The organism is Ochrobactrum sp. Q0168 (genome assembly GCF_016427605.1).
GTDB lineage: Bacteria > Pseudomonadota > Alphaproteobacteria > Rhizobiales > Rhizobiaceae > Brucella.
This window is the reverse complement of the sequence record NZ_JAELXQ010000001.1, coordinates 242,304-269,246: the sequence shown is the minus strand read 5'-3', so window position 1 is coordinate 269,246 and position 26,943 is coordinate 242,304. Positions and strand designations below refer to the sequence as shown.

The window sequence follows — 26,943 nt, the reverse complement described above, 5'->3', positions numbered from 1 at the left end:
TGAAAGCGCAAATACGCTTTCAGCGCATCAGCCCTTGGCTGCAGCGGCGACTTCAGCAGCGAAATCGCTTTCTTCCTTTTCGATGCCTTCGCCGAGTGCGATGCGGGCAAAGCCGACGATCTTGGCCGGAGCGCCGATGGTCTTTTCAGCTTCCTTGAGGGCAGCTGCAACCGTCAGATCCGGATTGATGACGAAAGCCTGCGACAGAAGAACAACTTCTTCATAGAACTTGCGCATACGGCCTTCGATCATCTTTTCGATGATATTGTCCGGCTTGCCGGATTCACGAGCCTGCTCGATGAAGATCGACTTTTCGCGTTCGGCGGCAGCCGGATCAACGTCTTCAGCGGTCAGCGCGAGCGGGTTGATAGCAGCAACGTGCATTGCAACCTGACGACCGAATGCATTTGCAGCTTCTGCATCGCCAGCGGTTTCGATAGCAACCAGAACGCCGAGCTTGCCGAGACCATCAGCAACGCCGTTGTGGATGTAGGTTGCAACCGTACCCTGCGGAACGCTCAGAGCTGCCGAACGACGGAAGCTGATGTTTTCGCCGATGGTTGCAACTGCGTCCTTGGCAGTTTCGGTAACGGATTTGCCGTCAACATTGGCGTTGGCCACGGCTTCGGTCGAACCGTCGGTAGCCAGAGCAGCCTTTGCGATCTTGCGAACCAGATCCTGGAAAGCGTCGTTGCGGGCAACGAAGTCGGTTTCGGAGTTGACTTCAACGACAACAGCCTTATTGCCGGAAGATGCAACGCCAACCAGACCTTCGGCAGCCGTACGACCAGCCTTCTTGTCGGCCTTTGCAATGCCCTTGGCGCGCAGCCAATCGACAGCAGCTTCGATGTCACCATTGGTTTCTGCAAGCGCCGCCTTGCAGTCCATCATGCCAGCGCCGGTCAGTTCGCGGAGTTCTTTAACCTGAGATGCGGAAATGCTCATTGTGTCGCCTTTCACGAAAGCGAAGGCACACCGAATGGGTGTGCCAACTTTGAACCGGCGCTATTTTGAGGTAGCGTGTTTTGCCCGAAAACCGTCAAACGTGCTTCGGAATCACGCCCTTGCGCCGGAATGAAACGAGATTATCCATCCGCCTCTATCAGAGATATGACGGATGGATGAAATCATGCGCTGATTAAGCGCCTTCAGCCGGAGCTTCGAGAGCTGGCTCAACCGGGGCTTCAGCCTGCGCACCGATGTCGATGCCCATTGCACCCTGCTGGCGCGCAATACCGTCGAGAGCAGCGCGTGCAACCAGATCGCAATAGAGCGAGATAGCGCGTGCGGCATCGTCGTTGCCCGGGATCGGGTAGTCGATCTGGTCCGGATCGCAGTTCGAGTCGATCACGGCAACAACCGGAATGCCAAGACGCTTGGCTTCCTGGATAGCAATTGCTTCCTTGTTGGTGTCGATGATGAAGATCAGGTCAGGAACCGAACCCATGTCCTTGATGCCACCGAGTGCGCGGTCAAGCTTTTCACGCTCACGCTGAAGGTTCAGAAGTTCCTTCTTGGTGAAGCCCTGGCCTTCGCCGGCCAGAAGTTCGTCGAGCTTGCGCAGACGCTGGATCGAGTTGGAGATCGTCTTCCAGTTGGTCATCATGCCGCCGAGCCAGCGGGCGTTGACGTAGTACTGGGCTGAACGGTTTGCTGCATCGGCGATGATGTCCGAAGCCTGACGCTTCGTGCCGACGAACAGAACGCGACCGCCGCGAGCAACGGTGTCCGAAACGATCTTCAGCGCGTTGTGCAGCAGAGGAACGGTCTGGGACAGGTCCATGATGTGGATGTTATTACGAGCGCCATAGATGAAAGGCGCCATTTTCGGGTTCCAGCGGTGGGTCTGGTGGCCGAAGTGAACACCAGCTTCCAGAAGCTGGCGCATGCTGAAATCAGGCAATGCCATCTTTATTTTCCTTTTCCGGTTTAACCTCCACGGGCTGAGGCGATTGCTCGCCACCGGAGGTTTTTGCCGGATTTCTCCCGACAAAAGCCCAATCCCGTGTGTGGAATAGGCGCGCTGTTAACCGATCGCGCCATGAATTGCAAGTCGTTTGACCAACATACCGCAATCCGGTCGCAGGATGAAGGCGTTTCAACGCTTGCGACGCGACCAGGTTTCCCGAAGGCGGAAATTCTACGAGAAAGAAACGCCAAGCAAGGATAGCAGCAATGCAAAAACTATCTTTTTCATATAAAAATCCGATAAATTAATAGAAAAAGGCCACAATGCTTAGCATTGTAGCCTCAATATAAATCTATGTCACTTTAGATTTACTATTTACAGCCGGCCTTCTGGTCAGCCTTGTCGAATACATCGAGCTTCACCAGCTTGCCGCGCATGGCAAAGTCACCATAGTCCATGGTGAGGTCGCGGGTGATGCCGTTGCGGTAAAGTTTGAAATTGATGCGGTAGATCGGCAGTCCGTCCTGTTTTTCCTTGTCATCGAAATAGGCAATCGTCACGGGCCAGACCGGATCCTTGGAAAACTTGCCCATGAACTTGGTTTCGTCATCGGATGGATTCTGCCCCTTGCCGACGACGACCGTGGTGGCGACCACGCGGTCGGCATCTTCAGAGGCATCGAACAGCGACGTCTGATAGAACTTCTCGCCTGCTTCCGCCTTGCCGATCAACTCTTCCATATGCTGCGTCGGAAATTGCGTTGCGCGCAGATCGATCTTGTTTTCCTTCGGCTTTGAAAGTTCCACGACCGTCTTGCCACCCTCAAGCTTGGCATCGCCCCGCACTTCCTTGACAAGTTCCTTGTCGACAAAGGTCTTGTTGACGAAGCGGAAGCTCTTGCCGTCATTACCTTCAAACGTTGTCGTCTGCTGATCGGTCACACGCTGCGGCTGTTCTTCCATGTCGATGCGGGTCACAAAACGGAAGTTGGTGGTATAGCCTTCGCAGGCCGATCCGTTGAACTCGTACACCATGCGGCCCGTCAGGCCACTGATTCCCGACTTTTCATCGGCGCGGTCCAGCGTCAAATCGTAAACGGCGCGGTGCGGAACCAGCGTTACCGTCGAAGCCGCTTGGGCCACGCTCGCAAGTCCAGCCCACACACAGGCAGCGGTTCCACTTGCAGCAACAGCCACCTTAAAACCCGGCTTCAAAAAACGCATACATGAATCTCCCGATGAGTTGACAAGCATGATAAAAAAACTCGTGGCGGAAGCGAGGCAAAAAACGCACCCTTCCCAAAAGCTTCACCGATTCTGCCTATAGGGTGACGGAGAAGTCCCTTTGCAAGCAAGGATTAATGCAATGACCGATACGATCGAAAGCCGCCTGAAAAACCTGGGTATATCTTTGCCGGTAGCGGCCGCACCGGCCGCAAACTATGTTCCCTTTGCTGAAACAGGCTCGCTTTTGCTCACTTCGGGCCAGCTGCCGCTGGAAAATGGCAAACTTGTGCATACCGGCCAGGTTGGCGACAAATTGACGGTGGCCCATGGTCAGGTTGCAGCGCGCGCCTGCGCCGTGAACATTCTGGCACAGGCCAAGGCTGCACTCGGCGACCTTGAGAAGATCAAGCGGATCGTGAAGATCACCGTGTTCGTGTCTTCGACCGCCGATTTCGTTGAACAGCATCTCGTCGCCAATGGCGCGTCCGATCTGCTCGTCGCCGTTCTGGGCGATGCGGGCAAACATGCACGTTCCGCTGTCGGCGTCGCCAGCCTGCCACTCAACGCACCGGTTGAAGTCGAAGCGATTATCGAGGTTGCATAATGTCCTCCATCGACTGGCTCGCAAAGCGCCCTATCGCGCATCGCGGATTGCATGATCTGAACAAGACCCGTTGGGAAAACACGCTCGCCGCCTTTGAAGCTGCCGCCAAGGCTGGCTTCGCCATCGAATGCGACGTGCATCTGACGAAAGACGGCGGCGTGGTTGTTTTCCATGACGACGACCTGCAGCGTCTCGCCGGACGCGAGGGGCGTATCAGTGAGCTGACGCTTTCTGAAGCAACCGCGCTTCATGTCGGCGACACCGCTGAGCGGGTGCCAACGCTCCGCCAGATGCTTGATCTGGTCGATGGTCGTGTTCCGCTGGTGATCGAGCTGAAAGGCATCGAAGGCCGTGACGACGGGCTGGTCGCAGCGGTTGCCCGCGAACTTGCCGGATACAAGGGCGAAGCGGCCATCATGTCGTTCGATCATCATCTGATCCGCCGCTTCGCAAGCGACGCGCCGGGGATTCCGGGCGGGCTGACCGCGGAAGGCATGCGTACACAGGATTTCGAGGCGCATTTCTCCATGCTCGCGCATGGCATTTCCTTCGTATCCTATAATGTGCACCACCTGCCGAACCCGTTCGTCACCTTCGTGCGCGAAAAACTGCATATGCCGGTGATCAGCTGGACCGTGCGCGACCGGGAAATGCAGAAGCACAGCGAACTCAATGTCGAACAGATCACGTTCGAAGGGTTCGACCCTCGCTCACTGGTCGCCTGAGAGCAAAGGATTTGCGGTGAACGACGAAGATCCGCACAGTGAAGAAAGCTTCGTTCTCCGCATCGTTGAAAATATCAGCGAATTTACGGAAGACGAGTGGAACAGTCTTGCCGGGGCCTCCCGGCAGGATGCGAATTATAATCCTTTTACGACCCGCGCTTTCCTGTCCGCGTTGGAGGAATCGGGTTCCGTTTCCCGAAAGGCTGGCTGGCTGCCGCGTCATCTGCGTCTTGAGAACAATCGTGGCGAATTGCTCGGCGTCGTGCCGAATTATCTGAAGGGACATAGCCAGGGCGAATATGTTTTCGACCACGGCTGGGCTGATGCGTTTGAACGCGCGGGCGGACGTTACTACCCTAAATTTCAGGCGGCTATTCCCTTCACGCCCGCAACCGGGCCGCGCCTGCTGAACCATATTGCCTATGACGGCGAAGCCGTGCGGCTGGCACTGGCGGGCGGCTTGCGCGAGTTGACGGATCAGGCAGGCGTATCCTCGGCGCATGTAACCTTTGCCCTACCCGAGGAAATTAAAGCGCTTGAACGCGCAGGCTTCCTTCATCGGACAGATCAGCAGTTTCATTTTATAAACAAGGGCTTTTCCAATTATGATGACTTTTTGGGAGAGCTTGTTTCGCGCAAACGCAAAGCGCTGAAAAAGGAACGCCGCGAAGCCCTGTCCGACGGTATTGAAATCGAATGGCTGACCGGCAGCGACCTGACTGAAGCAGTATGGGACGATTTCTTTGCCTTTTACATGGATACAGGCAGCCGCAAATGGGGCCGCCCCTATCTCAACCGAAAGTTCTATTCGCTCATCGGCCAGACCATGGCCGAGGATATTCTGCTGGTCATGGCAAAACGCGCCGGGCGCTATATTGCAGGCGCCATCAATTTCATCGGCGGCGACAGGCTGTTCGGCAGGCACTGGGGCTGCATCGAGGATCATCCCTTCCTGCATTTCGAGGTCTGCTATCATCAGGCCATCGATTTCGCCATCGAGCGCAAGCTGCGCGTGGTGGAAGCAGGCGCGCAGGGCGAACACAAGCTCGCGCGCGGCTATGTGCCTGTCACCACCCATTCCGCGCATTATATCGTCAATGAAAGTTTCCGGGATGCGGTGCGCGACTATCTCGACCGGGAACGGCGCGAGGTTGAACAGATTCACGCGGCGCTGGAGGAACATACGCCCTATCGCCACGAAGACTGACCATCGAAGCTTGCCTAACACCTCTCTATGCGGTCAGATTTGGCAAAGTCCAGCATTGGAGAGAATCGCATGTCTGCCACCTATGACGACAACAACATTTTCGCAAAAATCCTGCGCGGTGAAATTCCGTCTACCCGCGTCTACGAAACCGACGATGTCGTCGCCTTCATGGATGTGATGCCGCAGGGCGCCGGCCATACGCTGGTCGTGCCGAAGGCACCGTCGCGCAACCTGCTCGACGCCAAGCCGGAAACGCTGGCTGTCGTGATCGCAGCCGTGCAGAAAATCGCACAGGCCGTGAAAAAGGCATTCAATGCCGATGGCGTCACCGTCATGCAGTTCAACGAACCGGCTTCCGGCCAGACCGTTTATCATCTGCATTTCCACGTCATTCCACGTTTTGAAGGCGTCGCTCTCAAGCCGCATACCGGCCAGATGGAAGATCCCCCCGTTCTTTCAGCGAATGCTGAGAAAATCCGCGCAGCACTCTGATAAGACTCATCTTTAGAGCGTCAACAGACCGGTAACCAGCAGGATTTCCGCGACCGCGATGCCGACGAGCAAACGCTTGCCAGCTATCAGATAAGCGGCAAATCCTGCACCGGCTGCTCCGATCCGCAGCCAGGTCGGCGAATCCGCAAGAGCGCCGTTCGGATAAAGAATAAGCTGCGCAATCACGCCAGCGACCAGCGCCGTTGCAACGCAGCGCACCAGCACGAGGAGTTCGGAATCCTCGCGCACTCGTCCGCCAACGATCACGCCCATGACACGGAAGATATAGGTTGGCAGCGATCCCGCCAGAATGATGAAGACGAACGGCCACCACCAGCTGTCGAAACTGTCCCAGTTCATTGCGTCTTCTCCTTCGCCAAGCTGCGCTTCCGGTGGAAGCCAAAGGCAATCAGACCACCGACAATGCCCGTGCAGAGCAGGTCATATCCCGGCATGAACTGGTGAAAGAGCGGAAACAGCAGCAGGCCGGACGCCATGGCAACCTGCCCTGCCCGTTCGCGTGCCGACCGCCAGAGCGAGGTCAGAAAATACATTGGCGTCAGCAGGAAGAGTGCCGCGAACACAACCGGCGGAAACGAAGACGACAGCATATAGACAATTGTCACCACCAGCGCATTGGTGCCCACCAGAACCGAGCCGATCCCGGCAAAATAGCTGGTGCGCATATCGCGTGGAATGTTGCGCAACTCTTCCATCGCCATAACCCAGGCCGTCACGGCCACGAAATGGCAAAGCGCCGCCAGGGTCAGCTTGCGCGTGTTCGGTCCTTTGAGTTCCGGCAGAAGCGCTACTACCATCGGCATCAATCGCACGGACGACAGGCCGACAGCGAGTGCAGCGGCAGGCAATGTCGCCCCCGCACTGATAGCGCCGATCAGCACGACCTTGGCGGGCAGCGCCCAGATGGTCAGCGTCATGAACACCGCCTGCCCGACCGAGATGCCGCTTTCGATAGCAAGCCCGGCAAAGCCGACAAACGAACTCATCAGCAGGATAGACGGAATGCTGACAATGCGCCCGCAACCGCGCAGGAACCAGCGCAAGTGCTGACCGCTATGCGCTGATGTCATGTCATGTTCAGGAGAGTGGTTGGGAAGTTGAGTCGCTGGCATAAAGCCACGTTAGAATAGAATCGATTGAGGATCGATAAGTTTAAACTTCAAACGAAAACGGCCCCTCCAAAGAGGGGCCGTTTGTTCACGTTTTTTACTTCTTGCGCGGCACTTTCGGCACCGACGACTTGGTGGCTGAAGCTTTAGGGGCCGCCTTGGCGGCTGGTTTCGGAGCTGGTTCGTCCTTACCGGCCAGAACCTTTTCCTTTTCAGCCTTTTTCGGAGCGGCCTTCCGACGAGGAGAAATCTTCTTCTCCGCCGGAATGTCCTTCTTCGGCTTCACCGGCTGCTCGGCGACCGATTCCAGCGACAGGTCGGTCTTGCCGTCCGCCTTGGTGATCACGTCGACGCGCACGGTGCCGCCATGCTTGAGCTTTCCGAACAGCACTTCATCGGCCAATGGCTTCTTGATGTGTTCCTGAATGACACGTCCAAGCGGACGCGCACCCATGCGTTCGTCATAACCCTTGTCGGCCAGCCATGCGATTGCGCCTTCGGTCAGTTCGAAGGTGACACCACGTTCGGCAAGCTGTGCTTCGAGCTGCAGAACGAACTTCTGCACGACCTGATGAATGACCGGAACCGGCAGCGGACCGAACGGAATGATCGCATCAAGACGGTTGCGGAACTCCGGCGTGAACAGCCGGTTGATCGCTTCCATATCGTCGCCTTCACGCCGCGTGGAGCCGAAACCGATTGCCGCTCTGGCCATATCCGACGCACCGGCATTGGTGGTCATGATCAGGATCACATTGCGGAAATCGATCTTCTTGCCGTTATGGTCGGTCAGCGAGCCATGATCCATGACCTGCAACAGAATGTTGTAGAGGTCCGGATGCGCCTTCTCGATTTCGTCGAGCAGCAGCACGCAATGCGGATGCTGATCGACACCGTCGGTCAAAAGACCGCCCTGGTCGAAACCGACATAGCCGGGAGGCGCACCGATGAGCCGCGAAACCGTATGGCGCTCCATATATTCCGACATGTCGAAACGCAGAAGCTCAACACCAAGCGAGGTGGCAAGCTGCTTGGCGACTTCCGTCTTGCCGACGCCGGTAGGGCCGGAGAACAGATAGGAGCCGATTGGCTTGTCCGGTTCACGCAGCCCCGCACGGGCCAGCTTGATCGAGGCCGACAGCGCTTCGATAGCCAGATCCTGACCATAGACGACGCGCTTCAGTTCCGCATCCAGATGCGACAGGACGAGTTCGTCATCCTTCGAGACGGACTTCGGCGGGATACGGGCCATCGTCGCGATGGTCGCTTCGATTTCCTTCACGCCGATGGTCTTCTTGCGCTTGTTTTCCGGCAACAGCATCTGGCTGGCACCGGTTTCATCGATCACGTCGATGGCCTTATCGGGCAGCTTGCGATCCGAAATATAGCGGGCGGACAATTCCACCGCCGACTTGATGGCATCGACCGTGTATTTGACCTTATGGAAATCCTCGAAGTAGGGCTTCAGACCCTTCATGATCTCGATAGCGTCCGGGATCGACGGCTCGTTGACGTCGATCTTCTGGAAGCGACGCACAAGGGCCCGGTCCTTCTCAAAGAACTGGCGATATTCCTTATAGGTCGTCGATCCGATGCAACGGATCGCGCCGGATGACAGCGCTGGCTTGAGCAAGTTCGATGCATCCATCGCGCCGCCCGAAGTCGCGCCAGCGCCGATGACCGTGTGAATTTCGTCGATGAACAGAACCGCACCGGGAAACTCTTCAAGCTCCTTGACGACCTGCTTCAGACGTTCTTCAAAGTCACCGCGATAGCGCGTTCCAGCCAGAAGTGTGCCCATGTCGAGCGAGAAAATCGTCGCGTCGGCAAGCGCTTCGGGAACCTGCCCCTCCACGATACGCTTTGCGAGACCCTCGGCAATGGCAGTCTTGCCGACGCCGGGATCACCCACATAAAGCGGGTTGTTCTTCGAGCGGCGGCAAAGGACCTGGATCGTCCGACTGATTTCGCTGTCGCGACCGATCAACGGATCGATACGTCCGGCCTTGGCTTTCTCGTTGAGGTTGACGCAGTAAGCGGACAGGGCGTCCTGCTTTTTCTTCGGTCCCTCTTCCTGATCTCCACCGGGACGCTGTTCTTCGCTCGGGCTTTCAGCTCCGCGTGGCGAACGCGTTTCGTTGCTCTGGGGACGCTTGGAGATGCCGTGCGAAATATAGTTCACGGCATCGTAACGGGTCATCTGCTGTTCCTGAAGGAAATAGGCAGCATGGCTTTCCCGCTCCGCGAAAATGGCGACGAGCACGTTAGCGCCCGTTACTTCCTCGCGATTCGAAGACTGAACGTGAATGACAGCGCGCTGGATCACACGCTGGAAGGCGGCCGTCGGTTTTGAATCCTCGTCATAGCCGGTGACGAGATTATCCAGTTCGCGGTCGATATAATCAGTAACGACGCGCTTGAGGTGCTCCAGATCGACGTTGCAGGCGCGCATCACTGCGCCAGCATCCTGATCGTCGATCAGGGCAAGCAATAAATGTTCGAGCGTGGCATATTCGTGATGCCGCTCGTTTGCGATGGTCAGGGCTTGATGCAGTGCCCTTTCAAGGCTGGGGGAGAACGATGGCATAAGACCTCACTTTTTCTCCATCACGCATTGCAGCGGATGCTGATTCTGGCGGGCAAAATCCATGACCTGGCTCACTTTGGTCTCGGCGACTTCATATGTAAATACTCCGCATTCACCGACACCGTGATTGTGAACATGCAGCATGATGCGCGTGGCATCATCAAGGCTTTTTTGGAAAAAACGCTGCAGGACATGTACGACGAACTCCATGGGGGTGTAGTCGTCGTTTAGAAGCAGGACACGATAGAGGCTGGGCTTCTTGGTTTTAGGCTGCGTGCGCGTGACCACAACGGTGCCGTTTTCCGGCCCGTTCCCGCCATCGGTCTTGCTTTGCATGATTGTATTGAAATGCCTCATGAAACCTGTACCCAAATGCCCATCTGTCGACCCCGCCCTGCCTCAATATGTAGGTCTTCTCCCGCTGATTTTAAGCCCTTCAATGGCACTTGCAACCGAGACTTATTACCAGCGAGCCCCTTGACACAACTAATATAGGTCAACGCCCGGATTGCTAACGCTTTCTGCTGAATGCACCCCCGGAATTTTGCCCGGATGGGCCCCACGCCGGCGCAAAAAGTTCTTCATAAATGCGTGATCAAAGCTGCTAGCAACGCGGGGCGGCCAAAAAATTTCGGATATTTGTGAACGACCCGCTTACCATAAACGGATTAGTAACGCTGATGACATTAGGGTGGTGGAATTAGATTGCTGTGTGCCTTTTGCGCCTCAGCTTAAAAATTCCGGAATACAGGTAGGGTCATCACCGTGCGTATGGCATTCAGTAAAGTCGCATATGCCCTGAAAAAAGCGGCGCAGGCTACGCTTCTTCTCGCGACCGTAACGGGCTGTTCGACAGCCTCCACCACCATACCGGCCATTGCCGCAAGCGACAGATATGCAGCAATCGTTGTCGACGCCAATACGGGCAAGACGCTCTTTGCTGCGAATGCCGATGCGCAGCGTTATCCCGCTTCGCTGACCAAGATGATGACGCTCTATATGCTGTTTGAAGCCATGCAGGCCGGGCGCATCAATCGCGACACGCCGATTCCTGTGTCGGCTTACGCCCGCGCGCGTCCGCCAACAAAGATTGGCTTCCGTCCGGGGCAAACCATTCGCGCCGAAGATGCGGCGCTTGCGATGGTCACCAAATCTGCCAATGACGCGGCAACGGCCGTCGGCGAATATATTGGCGGCTCGGAAGAGCGTTTTGCCCAGATGATGACCGCGAAGGCACGCCGTCTCGGCATGCGCAATACCACGTTCCGCAATGCTTCCGGCCTTCCAAACATGGCGCAGCATTCCACGGCGCGCGACATGGCGATCCTCGGCATTGCGCTGCGTCAGCATTTCCCGCGTGAATTCGCATATTTCTCGCGCCGCAGCTTCGTTTATCGCGGCCAGACCATCAACGGTCACAACCGCCTGCTCGGCCGCATTGAAGGCGTGGACGGCATCAAGACCGGCTACACCAATGCTTCCGGATACAACCTCGTTTCGTCGGTCAATCTCGATGGCCGCCGCATCGTCGCCGTCGTCATGGGCGGCAATACCGGCGCAAGCCGCGACGCCCATATGGCGCAGCTCATCCGTCAGTATCTGCCGAAGGCAACACGCGGTCGTAGCACTGACGCCCTTATTGCCGCAACGAATGACGTGCCGCAAACCGTTGCCGCTGTCGATCTGCCGAAGGCAAGACATGCGCCGGTTCCGGTCGCCCGCGTGGAAACGGTTAGCGACACGATCAATAGCGAATCCGGTGAAGGCGATGCGGACCAGCCGCAGGTGCTCGCCCTTGCCGCGCCGACCGCCCGTCCGGCAGCTCTCGCTGCACAGGCCGCCATTCGCCCGACGCCGAAGGCCAAAATCCCATCCGGCACGTTGCAGGCACAAGCGCAGGCACAGTCACAGCAGGACGTTGATCCGGTCACGACTGCGTCGGCACCGTCTGCGGGCGGCTGGGCTATCCAGATCGGTTCTCTGCCGAGCGAAGGCCAGGCCCGCGACATGCTTGCCAAGGCTTCCTCGTCTGTCGGTGGCGCGCTGCGCAGTGCGTCGCCGTACACGGAAACATTCAGCAAGGGCAGCGCCACTTACTACCGTGCCCGTTTCGTCGGCTTCAACTCGAAGCAGGCCGCATGGGATGCTTGTGCTTCTCTGAAGAAGAAGAGCTTCGGCTGCTATGCCGTCGCTAACTGATCAATCGCGAGGGGACTTTCGCCCCTCGCAACAGCTTCAAACCCGAATTTTGTAAAGCGTAGAGGGTTTCGAGATGTCCAATATGAAAGACACTTACGTACAACCACCGCTGAAGACCGTCTGGTCTCATGAAGAAACCCGTGCGCCTGCACTCGGCGGCCTGTTCTCCGTGCAGACACTCAAGCAAGCCGCATTGCGGATTGCCGATGTGCGCCGCGGCACCGGGTTTCAAACCCGTGATCTCGTTGGCCTGCTGGTCAGCCACGCTGCCCGCAACAAGCGGCTTGCCCAGCCCCGCGCGCGGATGCGCATGACGCTGCCGGTCAATTCCAATACGATCACCGTTCGCGTGACGATTGAAAACTGACCCGGAATGAGCCGAATAAAACAAAGGCCCGCCGATTTTCGGTGGGCCTTTTTGATTCTGGGTAAATTGCTCAGAGCAGTCCGAGTGCGGCCAGTTCCTGACGCAGCTCGGCGGGGAGTGCAGCCCTGCCCGATTTTCCGGCCGCTTCATCACGTGGCACTTCGTTCTCGCTCAGATAACGCCAGCCCTGAAATGCGCGGCGCGGTTGCCATTCCGTTGGAACGATCTTCGGTTCCAGCACGAAATGACAGCGGCTGATACCAGCTTCATCCGTAAAGGGGCGGACATCCAGCAGTCGCTGGCGACACTGGATATTGCCCTTGATGACCCAATAGAGCGAACCGCCCTCAAGCAGCTCGTCAATGCGCTTAGGCACCATCCGCGTCGTGTGAGTCTGCTCGGGCACGAGCCCCGCGCCCCGCTGTTCAGCAAGGCGGAAATCGATCCAGGCTGCGAGATCTTCGATACTATCGCAACCAACACAAAGCTTGACGAGATTGAGAGCCATGGAAGCGGTTTAACCAAGGGACGCCACCGCTTCAAGCGTGAAGAATCATGTTCTCCTAAAGTTGAGCGATCAACAGGCTACCACATTGACGGCCAGACCGCCCTGACTGGTTTCCTTGTAGCGCTCGCTCATGTCGTGGCCGGTCTGACGCATGGTCTCGATACAGGCATCAAGCGGCACGAAATGCTTGCCGTCACCCTTCACCGCCAGCGACGCAGCCGTTACGGCCTTTACCGCACCGAGCGCGTTGCGTTCGATGCATGGCACCTGCACCAGTCCGGCGACGGGATCGCAGGTCATGCCCAAATGATGCTCAAGCGCGATTTCAGCGGCATTTTCGATCTGCTCCGGTGAACCGCCCAGCACAGCTGCCAGTCCGGCTGCCGCCATTGCAGAAGCGGAACCCACCTCGCCCTGACACCCGACCTCTGCGCCGGAAATCGATGCATTGAGCTTGATGACGCCACCTATAGCTGCCGACGTCAGCAGAAAATCGCGAATACCCTTCTGGTCCGCATCATCATGGAAATGCAAATAGTAGCGCAGCACCGCAGGCACCACGCCCGCAGCACCATTGGTCGGGGCCGTAACCACCCTGCCGCCCGAGGCGTTCTCCTCGTTGACCGCCATGGCATAGACCGATAGCCAGTCATTGGCCAGCAGCGGATTGCTCCGGTTGTTGCGCCAGTCGTCCTGAAGCTTGTCGTGGATATGCCGCGCACGACGACGAACGCCCAACCCGCCGGGCATGATGCCTTCCCGGCTCAGACCGCGCTCGATGCAGCCGCGCATGGCGCCCCAGACGCGATCCAATCCCGCGTCGAGTTCCTCCCGCGACATATGCACTTCTTCATTGGCGCGCTTCATTTCCGCAATCGACAGCCCGCTCTCATGGGCCATGACCAGCATTTCAGCGGCATTGCGGAAAGGATAAGGCACATCGGCCTTATCATCCGGCTTCGCGCCGCTGCGCTGGACGCGGCTCAGTTCTTCCTCGGTGACGACGAAACCGCCGCCAATGGAAAAATAGGCACGGCGCAACAGCAGATTGTCATCACGGTCGTAAGCCGAGAACGCCATGCCGTTAGCGTGGCCGGGAAGCGGCGTCTTCCGGTCGAGAACGAGATCAACCGTAGGATCGAACTGATAGGACGGGTGGCCTTCCGGCTGCACCGTCTTGCTCGCCAGAACCTTCTGGACTTCCGTATCCATGATATCTGGATCGATCGTGTCGGGCAAAAAGCCGCAAAGGCCAAGAATGACCGCGCGGTCGGTCGCGTGACCAACGCCGGTATAAGCCAGCGAACCGTGCAGGCTCGCTTTCAGGCGCACGATTCTGGAATGCGCAGGCCGAGGCCAGTTGCCGCTGAGGATCTCATTGAGAAACATCCGGGCAGCCGTCATAGGGCCCATCGTATGGGAACTGGAAGGCCCAATACCAATCTTGAAGAGATCGAAAACCGACAGAAACATTCCACACCTTCTGCAGCTTCGACTTGTCGGAGCTGACCAAGCTTTGACCTAACGCCCGTCCTATCCAGACAATTGTATGCGCGAGCGAATACAACACGCGTTGCGGTACATTCATATCAGATAGTGTAAGAAAGGAATAACGCAAACGGATTGCCGAAATGCGGCATCAATTTTCCGGAATGCGTAGCTCTGTTTCCGCGCTGCTTTCGGATCAACTGGATCGGCAACGCCTTATCGATCAGACAGAGAAGAGGTAGGCCATGAGAATGATAGCGGCGAGCCCAATGACTGCCCAGAGCGTGACGCCCCAGCAGGATTTTTGAACGGTGTCGTCCATGGAACTTTTCATAACCCTATTGTGTATCGGTCTGACAAACAGTGGCTTTGATCACGTCACTGTTACCAAGCATATAGCTATGTGAAGTGCGAAAAGCAACGGCGAAAAGCGGCTGAAATGCGGCAAGCTGTCAACACCGCCAGCAATGCAATTAAAAAACATAATTCAAATCAAAACCTTACGAATCTCTTTCGTTAACAAATCCTTTATAGTGGCGGCAGAATTGCGGCATCAGGGTTGCGGCAGGAACATATCTGTCTTGCCTGTGAAGCGATAAGCGCCCAGCCCCACCCACTCCCGCATCGCCACGCTGAAGCGCGACAGGGCATCGTTCGGTGACTCCAGATAGATGGAGAATTTCTCGTTCAGGCGCGTCTTGTAATCGACCGGCCATGCGATCACGTCGAAACCGGCCTTGCGAAAACAGCCCACCGAACGCGGCATGTGATAAGCGGAGGTCACCAGCAGCCATTTTTCGCCCGGTTTAGGCTGGGCCAGCTCTTTCGAGAAGACCGCATTTTCAACGGTATTGCGCGACTTGTTCTCGTAAATATAGCGATCGCCGGAGAAACCCAAATCATTCAGAAGCGTACGCGTTGTATCGGCTTCGCTGGTGGATTCTTCAAAAAACGCGCCCTCGCCGCCGGAAATGATGACTTTCGCATCCGGATAAAGCCGTGCCAACCGCATGGTCTCGACGATACGGTCGGCAGCGCTGTTCAGTTCAAATCCCGGCCGTCCCGCATTGATGTCGCCGTTCATGTAACCGCCCAGAACGACAATGCCGTCGACATGGTCCGGCAAAGCCGTTTTGGGAAAACGGTCTTCCAGCGGTGCGAGAAACAAAGCGCCAAGCGTCGTGAACGCGCTGACAAACAGAATGAGCGCGGCCGCGACTAAAATAGCCCGCCCGGTTTTGCGAAAGCGGACCCAGACCGCCACCATGCCAAGCAAAACGAACAGAAAAATGATCGTAAGTGGTTGAAAGAAAAGCCAGAAAAGCTTTGAAAAACTATAGAACACCCTGAAACCCCAAGCGAACCGATCAACACGGGATCGAATCCCGCGTCTCGCAATACTATAGAATTGGGCTCAGCCTGTGGTAGAGATTTGCGAGGAATCGGAGCCGGAAAGCACCATGCAGAATACTGCCGAAGCGGAAACCACATCTGCCACCCCTCGCGCCTCTTTGGGACGTCTCGGGCGCATCGATATCGCGCGCGGCATCGCGCTGATCGCCATGGCGATCTATCATTTTGGCTGGGATCTGGAATTTTTCGGCTATATGGCCCCGGCAACGACGGCGCAGGGCGGCTGGAAACTCTTTGCGCGCTGCATCGCCTCCAGCTTCCTGTTTCTCGTCGGTTTCAGCCTCGTTCTGGCCCATGGCCGCGGCATACGCTGGCGTTCGATGGGCATACGTCTTGCGCAGATCGTGGTCGCGGCGGCGGCCATCACCGGCGTCACCTATCTGATGTCGCCGGAGAGCTTCATCTTTTTCGGCATTCTGCACCAGATTGCGCTGGCGAGTGTTCTCGGCCTGCTTTTCCTGCGGCTACCTTGGATTGTGACACTGATCGCGGCCATCTTGGTCATTGCTGCGCCTTATTTTGCCAGAGCCGATCTCTTCAATCATCCCGCGCTGGCTTTTGTCGGGCTTTCAACTGTCACGATGCGCTCCAACGACTATGTGCCATTGTTCCCTTGGTTTGGTGCTGTGCTAGTGGGGATCGCTGCGGCGCGTATCGCCGAACGCTACAACTTGCTGGCGCTGCTGGCTGGCGGCATCAAGCCCACCTTCCTGCAAAAGCCGCTCACCTTCATTGGAAGGCATAGCCTCGCCTTCTACCTCATTCACCAGCCGGTGCTCATTTCGCTGGTCTATGTCTTTGTGCAGATCGCGCCACCTGCCCGACCAGCGCCGAGAGAAGCCTTTACGCAGTCTTGCGTGGCGGCTTGTTCACAAACCGGCAGCGAAGCACTGTGCAGGGAATTCTGCGGCTGCGTCGTAAGCGAACTCGACAAGGCGCAATTGTTCGACGATGTCTTTACCGGTAAAGCCGATCAGCAGAACAACAGCACAGTGCGGGAAATTGCGAATATGTGCTCGCCGGTTCCCGATACGCAACCGGAATAACGGGTTACGTGCTGACGCCAAGCTCTGCCAGCCGCTCAATGCAAGCTTCTTCGATCTGATCCAGCTCGCTGACCGTTTCATCGATATCGCGGCGCTTCTGGCGCAGATCATCGCGTTTTTCTTCGACACGCTTCATCAGAAGCTTGAGTTGACCCGTTTCGCCAGGCGGCTCCCGATACATCTGGATGATCTCGTGAATTTCGGCAATGGAGAAACCCAAGCGCTTACCGCGCAAAATCTGCTTGAGAAGGTGGCGGTCCGACGGGCGGAACAAGCGGGTCCGGCCACGCCGCACAGGCGCAATCAGTCCTTCGTCCTCATAGAAACGCAGGGTACGGGTCGATATCCCGAATTCTCGCGTCAGTTCCGTAATCGTATAATATTCGCGCACCACAGCATCACACCTCAACCTTGAGTGATTGAATGTTGTGCAACCGCATTTACGTAAAAGTCAATATCAATCCGTCACATACTAAAATATTGACACTCTTATAGGAGCCGCAAATTTGGGCTTATAACAGCCGAAAATCACGAATACCGCATAGAATGTCGCTGAAAAGAGACATTAAAACAGCAATATAGCGCTATCACGGCTGCACGAGCTTGCCATGATATTGCCGATCATGCGTTATAGCGACATCACGAAACAAGTATGACGGCAATTTATGCGGCGCTCGATAAAATATACATTGATCGGACTCATCGTCATCGCGATAGGCGGCGCGGTTCCGTTTGCAGTCGAGCCCATCGTCGTCAAGATCGGCGAAGGGTCGATTCGCCAGCTCGCCCATGACGGCAAATTCTGCAAAACAGAAACCTGTGACGAAGGCATCCAATATGTGACGGCCTTTCTGGAAACCAATTATGGCCTCTCGCCGCACGACGTTAAATGGTGTATGGGCGTCGATGTCATCGCGCATTATGAATTGCCATTCGGCAATAATCTGAAAAAATCCGTTACAGACCGAATGTATGCCCGATGCGGAGATCCCAAGCAGGACGAGCCTGATGAGGGAGATCACAGCGAAGAATAGAGCATTTCCAGCAAAAGTGCGTAGCGGTTTTGCGTCGGATAATGCGTGAAAACAAATAGATAGAGTAGTTCCACGGTTCCTTTTCAACCCGAACCGCTCTAGAGCCGGATAGGGGACAAACTTTCATGAAGCGTCTGTTGCGCATTGTTGCCTGGCTTGTCCTCGTCTTCATCCTCATCGTCACGGTCGGCCCGATCAACCTGCGCCCGATCAGCGGTGAGCCTGCGGATGTCGAGCGTTTCGGAGCATTCTTTGTCGTCGGCACACTTTTTGCGCTCGCCTATCCCCGTCATTGGCTATCGGTCCTGTTGCTGACAGTCGGCTGCGCAGGCTTGTTCGAGCTTTTGCAGCGTCTCGCGCCTGGACGGCACGGGGAAATCGCGGATTTCCTGTTCAAGGCTGCGGGCGCTGTCTGCGGAACCGCCGCCGGCTATCTGTTGAGCCGGCTCGTGCCAGCCAACAAATCATAATCAATCAGGCAACAGACATCAGGTTCAGTCTGTCGCGCGCCGTCTGGCGCATGAATTCTTGATGGATTGAGCGCAGCAACGCGAAAAGATCGTCATTCGCGGCCAGTTGTCTGCTTTTACCGGCGGTTTCAAGCATCATGGCGGAGACTTCCACTGGGCCGAACTTGCTGCGCCCGCTGGCTACCGCGCGCCATGCCTCAATGGCGGCAATCAGCGCAGTATGGGTGGCATCAGCCAACCCGGCAGAACGCAGCAGCGCCACCAGCGCAGCCGGGCGTCCATGCGAAATGATTGAGCAAATACGGTCTTCGTCAAGATCGGACAGCGATGCCATCAGAGCCGCGAACAAATCGATACGACCACCTGCGACAACACGGATGATGAAACTGGTCGTCACCTCACCGCGTAGACGCAAATGCTCCACCACGGCAGGCAGTTCCTGATGCGAGCAGGTTTCGGCAATATCTATGGAGGCACGCATGGCGGCATCGCCGACGAGCTTCGCAGCGCGGCTCTCACCCAGAAGACGATTGACCAGCGGCATCTCTTTCAAAGCATCGCCAACCTTCACCACCAGCAAATGACGGCAATCGGCAGGCAGCTGCGGATGCGCCAATAGCGCCTCACGCACCTGTGGCTCATCTCCGCAACGCTCCGCGATCCGGCGGAATGACAGCGGCGCAATCCGCGCGCAGCCGTTACGCAACAATTCGGCAACCGATTCGAGCGTGCCGACTTCCGCAATGGCAGCGGCCAGCGCGATGGAAACATGCGGGCGGGCGGCGACTAGCAACTGGATCAGCGGCGCACCAAAGGAAACCCGGTCGATAAGGTCCGCCTCGCTCAACAGCGGCGAGCGGGCGATAATATAGCCCGCCACTTCCGGCTGATCGGCCGCAAGCGCTGTGACGATATGCAATGGGGAATGCGCACTGGTGGACAGAACATCGGCCATGGCGATACGCACTTTGGGCGACGGGTCATCGAGCATCAGCGTCAAGCTGGCTTCGGCAAAAGCGCGGGATTGCGGCGGTTCCTGCTGATCGATGCAGCACTGCGCAAGTGCCGCGGCTTTGACGATACGTGCTGAAACCGGCTCGCTTCGGCTGATAGGCGCACCATTTTCGATATACATTCTGGCCCCGCTCCAGACAGTTCTTGTATTCAAAATTGGTAAATTAAAATGGTTTATGATCCGTTTACCATAAGCTGCACCCAGCTCTGAAAAGGAATGGAACCGAACGGCCTTCCGCACGTTTTCCTTGCATCAATCAACGGAGACGACAAATGGCCGAAGACAAGACCACCAACGATATCCAGCAGGCTTTGGAAAAGCAGATCGCTGATATGCGCGGCGAGCTGAAGCGTCTTTCCCGTTCGCTTGCCGCCCAGTCCGGAGAATTCCGGGAGCGTGCGGAAGACGCCATGGATGACGTATCGGGTCGGCTGCGGCACACGGCGCAGGCTGTTCGTGATCGAGGACAAGTGGTGGCGGAAACGATACGTGAAAACCCCGGAACGGCGACCACGCTGTTCGGTACAGCCGGCATTCTCGGCATTCTGATCGGCGTCGCCATCGGATGCGCGCTTTCGGATCGCCGCTAGAGTATATCTCGAAACGTCTTGAACGGTTTTCAGGATATGCTGTGAGCAAGCCGATTGAAGCCGGTTTAAGGAAGGCCCGCGCCGTCCCCTCGCGCGGGCCTTCCTGCATCTAATTTTCCTTTACGCCTGCCTGGCTGGCTGATAGTCAGCTGCTTCGGCAATTTTGCCACCGGTCGCAGCCTACCCGGTCAAAACAAGGACAAAAGCCAAGCAACCATGCTTGTGCTGCGCGCATAAGCGCGAAACTGGCTGCGCCGGAAATTGATGAAAGGCGCTTAAATGTCAGAAAATACAATATATTCCGGCCTGACTCAGCTGGGTTCGACCACTGGTGTGCCAACCTCCCCAGAAGAAGCCGTTCTCGAAAAAGTCGCCAATCCGCAGCATGGCACGCGCTATTGCGTGCGCTTTACCACGCCGGAATTCACATCGCTCTGCCCCATGACCGGGCAACCGGATTTTGCCCATCTGGTGATTGACTATGTGCCGGACCACTGGCTGGTGGAAAGCAAATCGCTCAAGCTCTTCCTGTTTTCATTCCGCAATCACGGCGCTTTCCATGAAGATTGCACCGTGACTATTGGCAAGCGTCTGGTCGATCTGCTGCAACCGGAATGGCTGCGCATCGGCGGTTACTGGTATCCGCGCGGCGGCATCCCGATTGATGTCTTTTACCAGACTGGTGCAGCACCGCAGGATGTGTGGATCCCGGAACAGAATGTGCCAAGTTATCGAGGAAGAGGATAATGGAGGCCTCGCCCTGGGTTTGAACCAAGGACAGGGGAGTTTGCAGGCTCCCTGCGTTGCATTCCGCCACGAGGCCATTACCGATCGTTCCTAGAACGCAGAACTTGCTGACCGGTTAATGATCTCACCCGAACCACAAGTATCGGGCAAGAATGTGAACTTTGTGAACGCACGGCAAATGCCGCGGCTCTATTGTCCAGCCTTCCACCCGTCCCTATTATCTGTTCAAACCCCAGCGCCTGTCCATTTCGGGAAAAACATTATGAAACGACCCGGTATTTTCCTCTCTCTCACCCTGTTATCCGGCATCATCCTCACAGGCTGCGGCGGCGCGGGAAAGGCAGCCATGGATACGGGCAAGAGTTTTGACCGATTCGCTTGTATGTCGCGCAACTTCAAGGGAGAGCCGCCCTGCCCGCAGCCCGATCAGGCTCCGCCCAAAACCCAATAGGTTTTGAGCCTGATGCGTTAATCTAAACCAGAAAGGGAGGCCCAAGATGACTATTGAACCGCAAGATGTGCTCAAATTCTGGTTTTCGCCAAAGATGCGTGAAAACTGGTTCACGAAAAGCGACGCCATCGACGACGAGATTCGCGAGAAATTCGCAGCAGCGTATGAAGACGCACGTAATGGCAAGCTCGAATCCTGGAAACAGCAACCGGAAAGCGCACTGGCCCTGACCATTCTGTTCGACCAGTTCCCGCGCAATATGTTCCGCGGCTCGTCCCGCTCCTTCGAAAGCGACGGTCTGGCGCTGGATGTCGCCATGCAAGCGCTGGACCACGATTTCGACCGGCAGCTCTCCGCCGATGAGCGTCAGTTCTTCTATCTGCCCTTCATGCACAGTGAAAATCTGGACCACCAGCGCCGTTGCGTGGAGCTTTATGAAAGGCTCGGCGACCAATATTCGCTCGGCTTTGCCCGCGACCATCACAATATCATCAAGCAGTTCGGACGCTTCCCGCACCGTAACAAGGTACTGGGTCGCGCAACCACGGAAGACGAAGCCGACTTCCTCAAGGAACATGCCGGTTTCTGACTATAGAAGGCGGTAAGGCAGGATACCACGGCGGTCGTGATCGACCGCCAGCCTGCTTTTCAACGGCGGCACGGCGCGCTGCACGCATTCCGCACGGTCGCAAATCCGGCATGAAACGCCGATGGGATCGAAGGCTGACCGCGCCGTGATATCGAGACCATCCGCATAGACGAAATCATGCGCGTAGCCCACTTCGCAGCCGAGCGCGATGGCATAGCGCCGCTGCGGCGCGTTGAACCCCCCTTCGCTCTTCGTCAGTTCGGTCGCCACGCAAAGATAGCGTGCACCATCTGGTGTTTCGGCCAGCTGACGGATAATCCGCCCCGGCATTTCGAATGCCTGATGCACATTCCAGAGCGGACAGGCAGCGCCATAGCGCGCAAATTGCAGCTTGGCGGCACTGTGCCGCTTGGTGATATTGCCTGCACGGTCGATGCGCGCAAAAAACACAGGGATGCCGCGCTGGCCAGAGCGCTGCAAAGTGCTGAGACGGTGCGCGACCTGCTCCAGACTGGCCCCGAAGCGCGAAGCCAAAAGTTCAAGATCGTGGCGCAGCTCCTTCGCCGCGGCGAGAAAAGTCTGGTAAGGCATGACCAGCGCGCCCGCGAAATAATTCCGCAGCCCGATCTTGCAAATCTCCACCGCTTCGACCGAGCGAAAATCAGCGCGCCTTGCAATCGCATTGACCAGATCTTCCATTTCCAGTTCTGCGATTTGAAACGCGATCTGGAAATGGCGCGTGGAAGCAGGCGAATAAGGATTGAGATAGAGAACCCGCGCGACCGGATCGAAGCGGCGCAGAACCGCCTCGTCGGAACCCGACCTCGCCAGCCGCACACGATGCCGCTCTTCCATATATTGCGGCAGAGCGACACCGATATCCCGTCCGGGAATATCCAGCTGCTCGGCAAGCTTTTCCGCTGCAACATCAATCTCATGCACATAATTGTCGATAAAATGAAAGAAGTCGCGCACTTCCTCATAAGGTGCAGGCTCGGCGATCGACGGCGCGCGCCCCAGCTGATTGTCCAGACTGGCAAGCTGCTCGCTATTGCGCCGATAAGCCTGATGGCACGCAATGAGCGCATGGGCCAGCCCCGGCGCGTTCTGGGTGATGAGTTTAAGTTCCTGAAGGTTCGGCTTGTAATTATCGAATACGGGATCGGCCAGCGCCTCGGAAACGGCCGATAACAACCGGTCATCGTCACCCAGAGAGATAGCGCCGATATCGATCTGGTAGTTTTCGGCCAGCGCCAACAGGACAGCCGCCGAAACGGGCCGCTGGTTATTCTCGATCTGGTTCAGATAACTCGTTGATATACCAAGCCGTTCGGCAAAAGCCGACTGCGTGGCCTTATGCTGTTCGCGGATTTCGCGTATCTTCCTGCCGACATAGAGCTTTTTGGGTGCCATTTTTGCAATTTCGCATTTTGCTATTTGCAAATTTATATCTTACACAATCGCACCTTTTCAAGCTTTTCTATACGGCTCACAAGCGCTTTAAGCATTTCAGAAAACGCATATAAAAATGCCTATCATTTCAGCTTTATAACCGACTTTCGAAGGCCGCAATAATGCAGGAACTCCTAGAACAGCTCGAAGCCCGCCGCGCCGAAGCGCGTCTTGGCGGTGGCCAGCGCCGTATCGACGCCCAGCACGCCAAAGGCAAACTGACCGCACGCGAACGCATCGAAGTGCTTCTCGACGAAGGATCGTTCGAGGAGTTCGACATGTATGTCACGCATCGCTGTACCGATTTTGGCATGGCGGAGCAGAAAGTGGCAGGCGACGGCGTTGTCACCGGCTGGGGCACGATCAATGGCCGTCAGGTCTATGTGTTCAGCCAGGACTTTACCGTGCTCGGCGGCTCGCTGTCGGAAACCCATGCCCAGAAGATCTGCAAGATCATGGATATGGCGATGAAGAACGGCGCGCCAGTCATCGGCCTCAACGATTCCGGCGGCGCACGCATTCAGGAAGGCGTTGCCTCGCTGGCCGGTTATGCTGACGTGTTCAAGCGCAATGCCGATGCTTCTGGCGTCATCCCACAAATTTCGGTCATCATGGGCCCCTGCGCGGGCGGCGCGGTCTATTCCCCGGCCATGACGGACTTCATCTTCATGGTGCGCGACTCCTCCTATATGTTCGTCACCGGCCCGGATGTGGTGAAGACCGTCACGAACGAGATCGTCACAGCGGAAGAACTGGGCGGCGCGCGCACGCACACCGCAAAGTCGTCGGTCGCTGACGGCGCTTACGAGAACGACATCGAAGCGCTGGAACAGGTGCGCATTCTGTTCGACTTCCTGCCGCTCAACAATCGCGACAAACCGCCGGTTCGCCCGGTCCATGACGATCCGTCACGGCTGGAAATGCGGCTCGATACGCTGATCCCCGACAGTGCGACCAAGCCTTACGACATGAAGGAACTCATCCACGCGCTGGCCGATGAAGGCGAGTTCTTCGAAATTCAGGAAGCCTTCGCCAAGAACATCATCACCGGCTTCCTGCGCATCGAAGGCCAGACCGTGGGCGTCGTCGCCAATCAGCCCATGGTGCTGGCAGGCTGCCTCGACATCGATTCCTCGCGCAAGGCAGCGCGCTTCGTGCGCTTCTGCGATGCTTTCTCGATCCCGCTCCTGACCCTCGTGGACGTACCGGGCTTTCTGCCGGGCACAGCGCAGGAATATGGCGGCGTCATCAAACACGGCGCTAAGCTGCTCTTCGCCTATAGTCAGGCGACGGTGCCGATGGTCACGCTCATTACGCGCAAGGCCTATGGCGGCGCTTATGACGTGATGGCCTCCAAGCATATCGGCGCGGATATCAACTATGCATGGCCGACGGCGGAAATCGCCGTAATGGGCGCCAAGGGTGCTACGGAAATTCTCTATCGCTCCGAACTGGGCGACCCCGAAAAGATCGCCGCCCGCACCAAGGAATATGAGGAACGTTTCGCCAATCCGTTCGTGGCTGCGGAGCGCGGTTTCATCGACGAGGTGATCATGCCGCATTCCTCGCGCCGCCGCATTGCGCGCGCTTTCGCCAGCCTGCGCAACAAGCAGCAGAGCACGCCCTGGAAAAAGCACGACACCATTCCGCTGTGATCCGGTTCAGTTGAGTAGATAAAATGATCAAGAAAATTCTCATTGCCAATCGCGGCGAAATCGCCTGCCGTGTGATCAAGACCGCCAAGAAGATGGGCATTGCCACGGTGGCGGTTTATTCCGATGCCGACCGCAATGCGCTGCATGTGAAAATGGCCGACGAGGCCGTGCATATCGGGCCTGCACCTTCCAACCAGTCCTATATCGTCATCGACAAGATTCTGGATGCCATCAAGGCAACCGGTGCGGATGCCGTGCATCCGGGCTATGGCTTCCTGTCTGAGAACCCGCGTTTTGCTGAAGCGTTGAAGGCGGCCAATGTCACCTTCATCGGACCGCCGGTGAACGCCATCGACGCTATGGGCGACAAGATCACCTCCAAGAAGCTGGCCGCGGAAGCGGGCGTTTCCACCGTGCCGGGCCATATGGGGCTGATCGAAGATGCCGACGAAGCGGTGAAGATCGCAGGCGCAATCGGCTATCCGGTGATGATCAAGGCGTCCGCTGGCGGCGGCGGCAAGGGCATGCGTATTGCGTGGAACGACGAGGAAGCCCGCGAAGGCTTTCAGCTGTCGCGCAACGAAGCGAAGGCATCCTTCGGCGACGATCGCATCTTCATCGAAAAATTCGTCACCCAGCCGCGCCATATCGAAATTCAGGTGCTTGGCGACCAGTTTGGCAATGTCATTTATCTGGGCGAACGCGAATGTTCCATCCAGCGCCGAAACCAGAAGGTGATCGAGGAAGCGCCCTCGCCTTTCCTCGATGAAGCAACCCGTAAGGCCATGGGCGAACAGGCCGTCGCGCTTGCCAAGGCGGTGGGATATTATTCCGCCGGTACGGTTGAGTTCATCGTCGATGGCAGCCGCAATTTCTACTTCCTCGAAATGAATACGCGTCTGCAGGTGGAGCATCCTGTGACGGAACTCATCACCGGCATCGATCTCGTGGAAGAAATGATCCGCGTCGCCGCCGGTGAAAAGCTGCGCTTCGGTCAGGCTGATGTGAAGCTCAACGGCTGGGCCATGGAAAGCCGTCTCTATGCCGAAGACCCCTATCGCAACTTCCTGCCCTCTATCGGTCGCCTGACCCGCTACCGGCCTCCGGTGGAAGGTCGTCGCGATGACGGAACGGTCATCCGCAACGATACCGGCGTATTCGAAGGCGGCGAAATCTCGATGTATTACGATCCGATGATCGCCAAGCTTTGCAGCTGGGGTCCGGATCGCCTCGCAGCCATCGACGCCATGGGCAATGCGCTGGATGCCTTTGAAGTTGAAGGCATCGGCCACAATCTGCCCTTCCTGTCGGCTGTCATGGATCACCAGCGCTTCAGAGCGGGTGCCCTGACCACGGCCTTCATCGCCGAGGAATATCCGGACGGCTTCTCGGGCGTAACACCATCGGAAGACGATGCGCGCCTGCTGGCCGCTGTCGCAGCCCATATCAACCTCACCGTCGTCACCCGCGACGGACAGATTTCCGGTCGCCTTTCGGGACAGGACGTTAAGCCCGGCCACGACTGGGTTGTGAAGATCGGCGACCATCTGCTGCCGGTCCGCCTTGCTGACGGCGAAGGCGGCGCCACGGTCAATTTCGCCAATGGCGGCGATCTCACCATTGCCAGCGACTGGCACCCCGGCAGTGAGCTCGCCACATTCACGGTTGGCGGCAAGCCGGTGAGCGTGAAGGTCGCCCGTGCGGGTTCCGGCTGGCGTCTGCGCTGGCGCGGCATGGACCTGACGGCGCATGTGCGCAAGCCACGCGTCGCGGAGCTGGCAAAGCTGATGCCGGTCAAGTTACCGCCGGATACGTCGAAAATGTTACTTTGCCCGATGCCGGGTGTCATCACCTCGATTCTGACCGAGGAAGGCGCTACGGTGGAAGCCGGGCAGCCGCTTGCAACCGTCGAGGCCATGAAGATGGAAAACGTGCTGCGCGCAGAGCGCCGCGCCACCGTCAAGCGCATTGCCGTCAAGGCCGGAGAGAGCCTTGCCGTCGATGAACTGATCATGGAATTCGAATGATCTTGAAGACGG

28 protein-coding genes and 1 tRNA gene are annotated in these 26,943 nt (G+C 57.1%); 15 read left to right on the top strand and 14 right to left on the bottom strand.

Going from position 1 to position 26,943, the window contains the following annotated elements; translation table 11 throughout:
• Positions 1-27: 27 nt before the first annotated feature.
• From tsf to eipB, 3 genes are all read right to left on the bottom strand, one after another.
• Complete coding sequence (gene tsf / locus JAU75_RS01325) at positions 28-945, bottom strand: translation elongation factor Ts (RefSeq protein ID WP_199053951.1); 918 nt, start codon at positions 943-945, stop codon at positions 28-30.
• A 193-nt stretch (positions 946-1,138) separates the two neighbouring features.
• The gene (gene rpsB, locus JAU75_RS01320) at positions 1,139-1,909 is read right to left on the bottom strand and encodes a 30S ribosomal protein S2 (RefSeq protein WP_109369172.1); all 771 of its coding nucleotides are present in this window, start codon (positions 1,907-1,909) and stop codon (positions 1,139-1,141) included.
• A 371-nt stretch (positions 1,910-2,280) separates the two neighbouring features.
• On the bottom strand, positions 2,281-3,132 hold the full coding sequence (gene eipB / locus JAU75_RS01315) for a cell envelope integrity protein EipB (protein WP_199053949.1): 852 nt from the start codon (positions 3,130-3,132) through the stop codon (positions 2,281-2,283).
• 142 nt (positions 3,133-3,274) lie between these two features.
• On the opposite strand from eipB, the gene JAU75_RS01310 reads away from it, so the two are divergent.
• The 4 genes from JAU75_RS01310 (at position 3,275) to JAU75_RS01295 (ending at position 6,163) form a co-directional block, all read left to right on the top strand.
• Positions 3,275-3,739, top strand: a complete 465-nt coding sequence (locus JAU75_RS01310) for a RidA family protein (RefSeq protein WP_109369174.1) — start codon at positions 3,275-3,277, stop codon at positions 3,737-3,739.
• A complete protein-coding gene (locus tag JAU75_RS01305) occupies positions 3,739-4,464 on the top strand; it encodes a glycerophosphodiester phosphodiesterase (protein WP_199053947.1) in 726 nt (241 codons plus the stop codon). Before JAU75_RS01310 ends, JAU75_RS01305 begins: the two co-directional genes overlap by 1 nt.
• A gap of 16 nt (positions 4,465-4,480) precedes the next feature.
• Positions 4,481-5,671: a GNAT family N-acetyltransferase gene (locus JAU75_RS01300; RefSeq protein ID WP_199053945.1), complete on the top strand. Its 1,191-nt coding sequence runs from the start codon at positions 4,481-4,483 to the stop codon at positions 5,669-5,671.
• Between the two features lie 69 nt (positions 5,672-5,740).
• A complete protein-coding gene (locus JAU75_RS01295; protein ID WP_199053943.1) occupies positions 5,741-6,163 on the top strand; it encodes an HIT family protein in 423 nt (140 codons plus the stop codon).
• 12 nt (positions 6,164-6,175) lie between these two features.
• Here JAU75_RS01295 and JAU75_RS01290 read toward each other — a convergent pair whose 3' ends face one another.
• From JAU75_RS01290 to clpS, 4 genes are all read right to left on the bottom strand, one after another.
• Positions 6,176-6,523: an AzlD domain-containing protein gene (locus tag JAU75_RS01290; protein WP_199053941.1), complete on the bottom strand. Its 348-nt coding sequence runs from the start codon at positions 6,521-6,523 to the stop codon at positions 6,176-6,178.
• Positions 6,520-7,254: an AzlC family ABC transporter permease gene (locus JAU75_RS01285; protein ID WP_247880355.1), complete on the bottom strand. Its 735-nt coding sequence runs from the start codon at positions 7,252-7,254 to the stop codon at positions 6,520-6,522. The genes JAU75_RS01290 and JAU75_RS01285 overlap by 4 nt, the downstream gene beginning before the upstream one ends.
• Before the next feature lie 136 nt (positions 7,255-7,390).
• The gene (clpA, locus tag JAU75_RS01280; protein ID WP_199053938.1) at positions 7,391-9,880 is read right to left on the bottom strand and encodes an ATP-dependent Clp protease ATP-binding subunit ClpA; all 2,490 of its coding nucleotides are present in this window, start codon (positions 9,878-9,880) and stop codon (positions 7,391-7,393) included.
• A 6-nt stretch (positions 9,881-9,886) separates the two neighbouring features.
• Entirely contained in the window at positions 9,887-10,237 is a 351-nt protein-coding gene (gene clpS / locus JAU75_RS01275) for an ATP-dependent Clp protease adapter ClpS (RefSeq protein WP_140025052.1), read from the bottom strand.
• A 408-nt stretch (positions 10,238-10,645) separates the two neighbouring features.
• Between clpS and JAU75_RS01270 the strand changes: the two genes are divergently transcribed.
• On the top strand, positions 10,646-12,079 hold the full coding sequence (locus tag JAU75_RS01270) for a D-alanyl-D-alanine carboxypeptidase (RefSeq protein WP_199053936.1): 1,434 nt from the start codon (positions 10,646-10,648) through the stop codon (positions 12,077-12,079).
• 73 nt (positions 12,080-12,152) lie between these two features.
• Positions 12,153-12,446: a hypothetical protein gene (locus tag JAU75_RS01265; protein ID WP_199053935.1), complete on the top strand. Its 294-nt coding sequence runs from the start codon at positions 12,153-12,155 to the stop codon at positions 12,444-12,446.
• Between the two features lie 70 nt (positions 12,447-12,516).
• On the opposite strand, the gene JAU75_RS01260 is transcribed toward JAU75_RS01265, so the two are convergent.
• From JAU75_RS01260 to JAU75_RS01250, 3 genes are all read right to left on the bottom strand, one after another.
• Positions 12,517-12,954: a DUF1489 family protein gene (locus JAU75_RS01260; RefSeq protein ID WP_140025055.1), complete on the bottom strand. Its 438-nt coding sequence runs from the start codon at positions 12,952-12,954 to the stop codon at positions 12,517-12,519.
• 69 nt (positions 12,955-13,023) lie between these two features.
• A complete protein-coding gene (locus JAU75_RS01255) occupies positions 13,024-14,427 on the bottom strand; it encodes an L-serine ammonia-lyase (protein ID WP_199053934.1) in 1,404 nt (467 codons plus the stop codon).
• 568 nt (positions 14,428-14,995) lie between these two features.
• On the bottom strand, positions 14,996-15,787 hold the full coding sequence (locus JAU75_RS01250; RefSeq protein WP_199053933.1) for a YdcF family protein: 792 nt from the start codon (positions 15,785-15,787) through the stop codon (positions 14,996-14,998).
• 115 nt (positions 15,788-15,902) lie between these two features.
• Between JAU75_RS01250 and JAU75_RS01245 the strand changes: the two genes are divergently transcribed.
• Positions 15,903-16,901, top strand: a complete 999-nt coding sequence (locus tag JAU75_RS01245) for a DUF1624 domain-containing protein (protein ID WP_199053932.1) — start codon at positions 15,903-15,905, stop codon at positions 16,899-16,901.
• Between the two features lie 4 nt (positions 16,902-16,905).
• On the opposite strand, the gene JAU75_RS01240 is transcribed toward JAU75_RS01245, so the two are convergent.
• A complete protein-coding gene (locus JAU75_RS01240) occupies positions 16,906-17,292 on the bottom strand; it encodes a MerR family DNA-binding transcriptional regulator (protein WP_199054888.1) in 387 nt (128 codons plus the stop codon).
• Positions 17,293-17,566: 274 nt separating this feature from the next.
• On the opposite strand from JAU75_RS01240, the gene JAU75_RS01235 reads away from it, so the two are divergent.
• Both JAU75_RS01235 and JAU75_RS01230 read left to right on the top strand, forming a co-directional pair.
• Positions 17,567-17,935: a hypothetical protein gene (locus JAU75_RS01235; RefSeq protein ID WP_199053930.1), complete on the top strand. Its 369-nt coding sequence runs from the start codon at positions 17,567-17,569 to the stop codon at positions 17,933-17,935.
• 125 nt (positions 17,936-18,060) lie between these two features.
• Positions 18,061-18,405 (top strand): VanZ family protein, encoded by a 345-nt coding sequence (locus JAU75_RS01230; protein ID WP_199053928.1) that lies wholly within the window; start codon positions 18,061-18,063, stop codon positions 18,403-18,405.
• A 4-nt stretch (positions 18,406-18,409) separates the two neighbouring features.
• Here JAU75_RS01230 and JAU75_RS01225 read toward each other — a convergent pair whose 3' ends face one another.
• Complete coding sequence (locus tag JAU75_RS01225) at positions 18,410-19,540, bottom strand: DUF2336 domain-containing protein (protein WP_199053926.1); 1,131 nt, start codon at positions 19,538-19,540, stop codon at positions 18,410-18,412.
• A 152-nt stretch (positions 19,541-19,692) separates the two neighbouring features.
• On the opposite strand from JAU75_RS01225, the gene JAU75_RS01220 reads away from it, so the two are divergent.
• Complete coding sequence (locus JAU75_RS01220; protein WP_199053925.1) at positions 19,693-20,010, top strand: hypothetical protein; 318 nt, start codon at positions 19,693-19,695, stop codon at positions 20,008-20,010.
• Positions 20,011-20,289: 279 nt separating this feature from the next.
• Complete coding sequence (queF, locus tag JAU75_RS01215) at positions 20,290-20,757, top strand: preQ(1) synthase (RefSeq protein ID WP_199053923.1); 468 nt, start codon at positions 20,290-20,292, stop codon at positions 20,755-20,757.
• Here the strand turns inward: queF and JAU75_RS01210 are convergent.
• Positions 20,758-20,833, bottom strand: a tRNA-Cys gene (locus tag JAU75_RS01210).
• Positions 20,834-21,019: 186 nt separating this feature from the next.
• Here JAU75_RS01210 and JAU75_RS01205 point away from each other — a divergent pair.
• Together JAU75_RS01205 and JAU75_RS01200 are read left to right on the top strand one after the other, a co-directional pair.
• Positions 21,020-21,208: a hypothetical protein gene (locus tag JAU75_RS01205; RefSeq protein WP_199053920.1), complete on the top strand. Its 189-nt coding sequence runs from the start codon at positions 21,020-21,022 to the stop codon at positions 21,206-21,208.
• Between the two features lie 46 nt (positions 21,209-21,254).
• The gene (locus JAU75_RS01200) at positions 21,255-21,797 is read left to right on the top strand and encodes a DUF924 family protein (protein WP_199053918.1); all 543 of its coding nucleotides are present in this window, start codon (positions 21,255-21,257) and stop codon (positions 21,795-21,797) included.
• Here the strand turns inward: JAU75_RS01200 and JAU75_RS01195 are convergent, their stop codons facing one another.
• A complete protein-coding gene (locus JAU75_RS01195) occupies positions 21,798-23,210 on the bottom strand; it encodes an XRE family transcriptional regulator (RefSeq protein WP_199053916.1) in 1,413 nt (470 codons plus the stop codon).
• Between the two features lie 161 nt (positions 23,211-23,371).
• Between JAU75_RS01195 and JAU75_RS01190 the strand changes: the two genes are divergently transcribed.
• Both JAU75_RS01190 and JAU75_RS01185 read left to right on the top strand, forming a co-directional pair.
• The gene (locus JAU75_RS01190) at positions 23,372-24,904 is read left to right on the top strand and encodes an acyl-CoA carboxylase subunit beta (protein ID WP_199053914.1); all 1,533 of its coding nucleotides are present in this window, start codon (positions 23,372-23,374) and stop codon (positions 24,902-24,904) included.
• A gap of 23 nt (positions 24,905-24,927) precedes the next feature.
• Positions 24,928-26,931 carry an acetyl/propionyl/methylcrotonyl-CoA carboxylase subunit alpha gene (locus JAU75_RS01185; RefSeq protein ID WP_199053912.1) on the top strand — a complete coding sequence of 668 codons (2,004 nt, stop codon included), beginning with the start codon at positions 24,928-24,930 and terminating at the stop codon, positions 26,929-26,931.
• Positions 26,932-26,943: the final 12 nt, after the last annotated feature.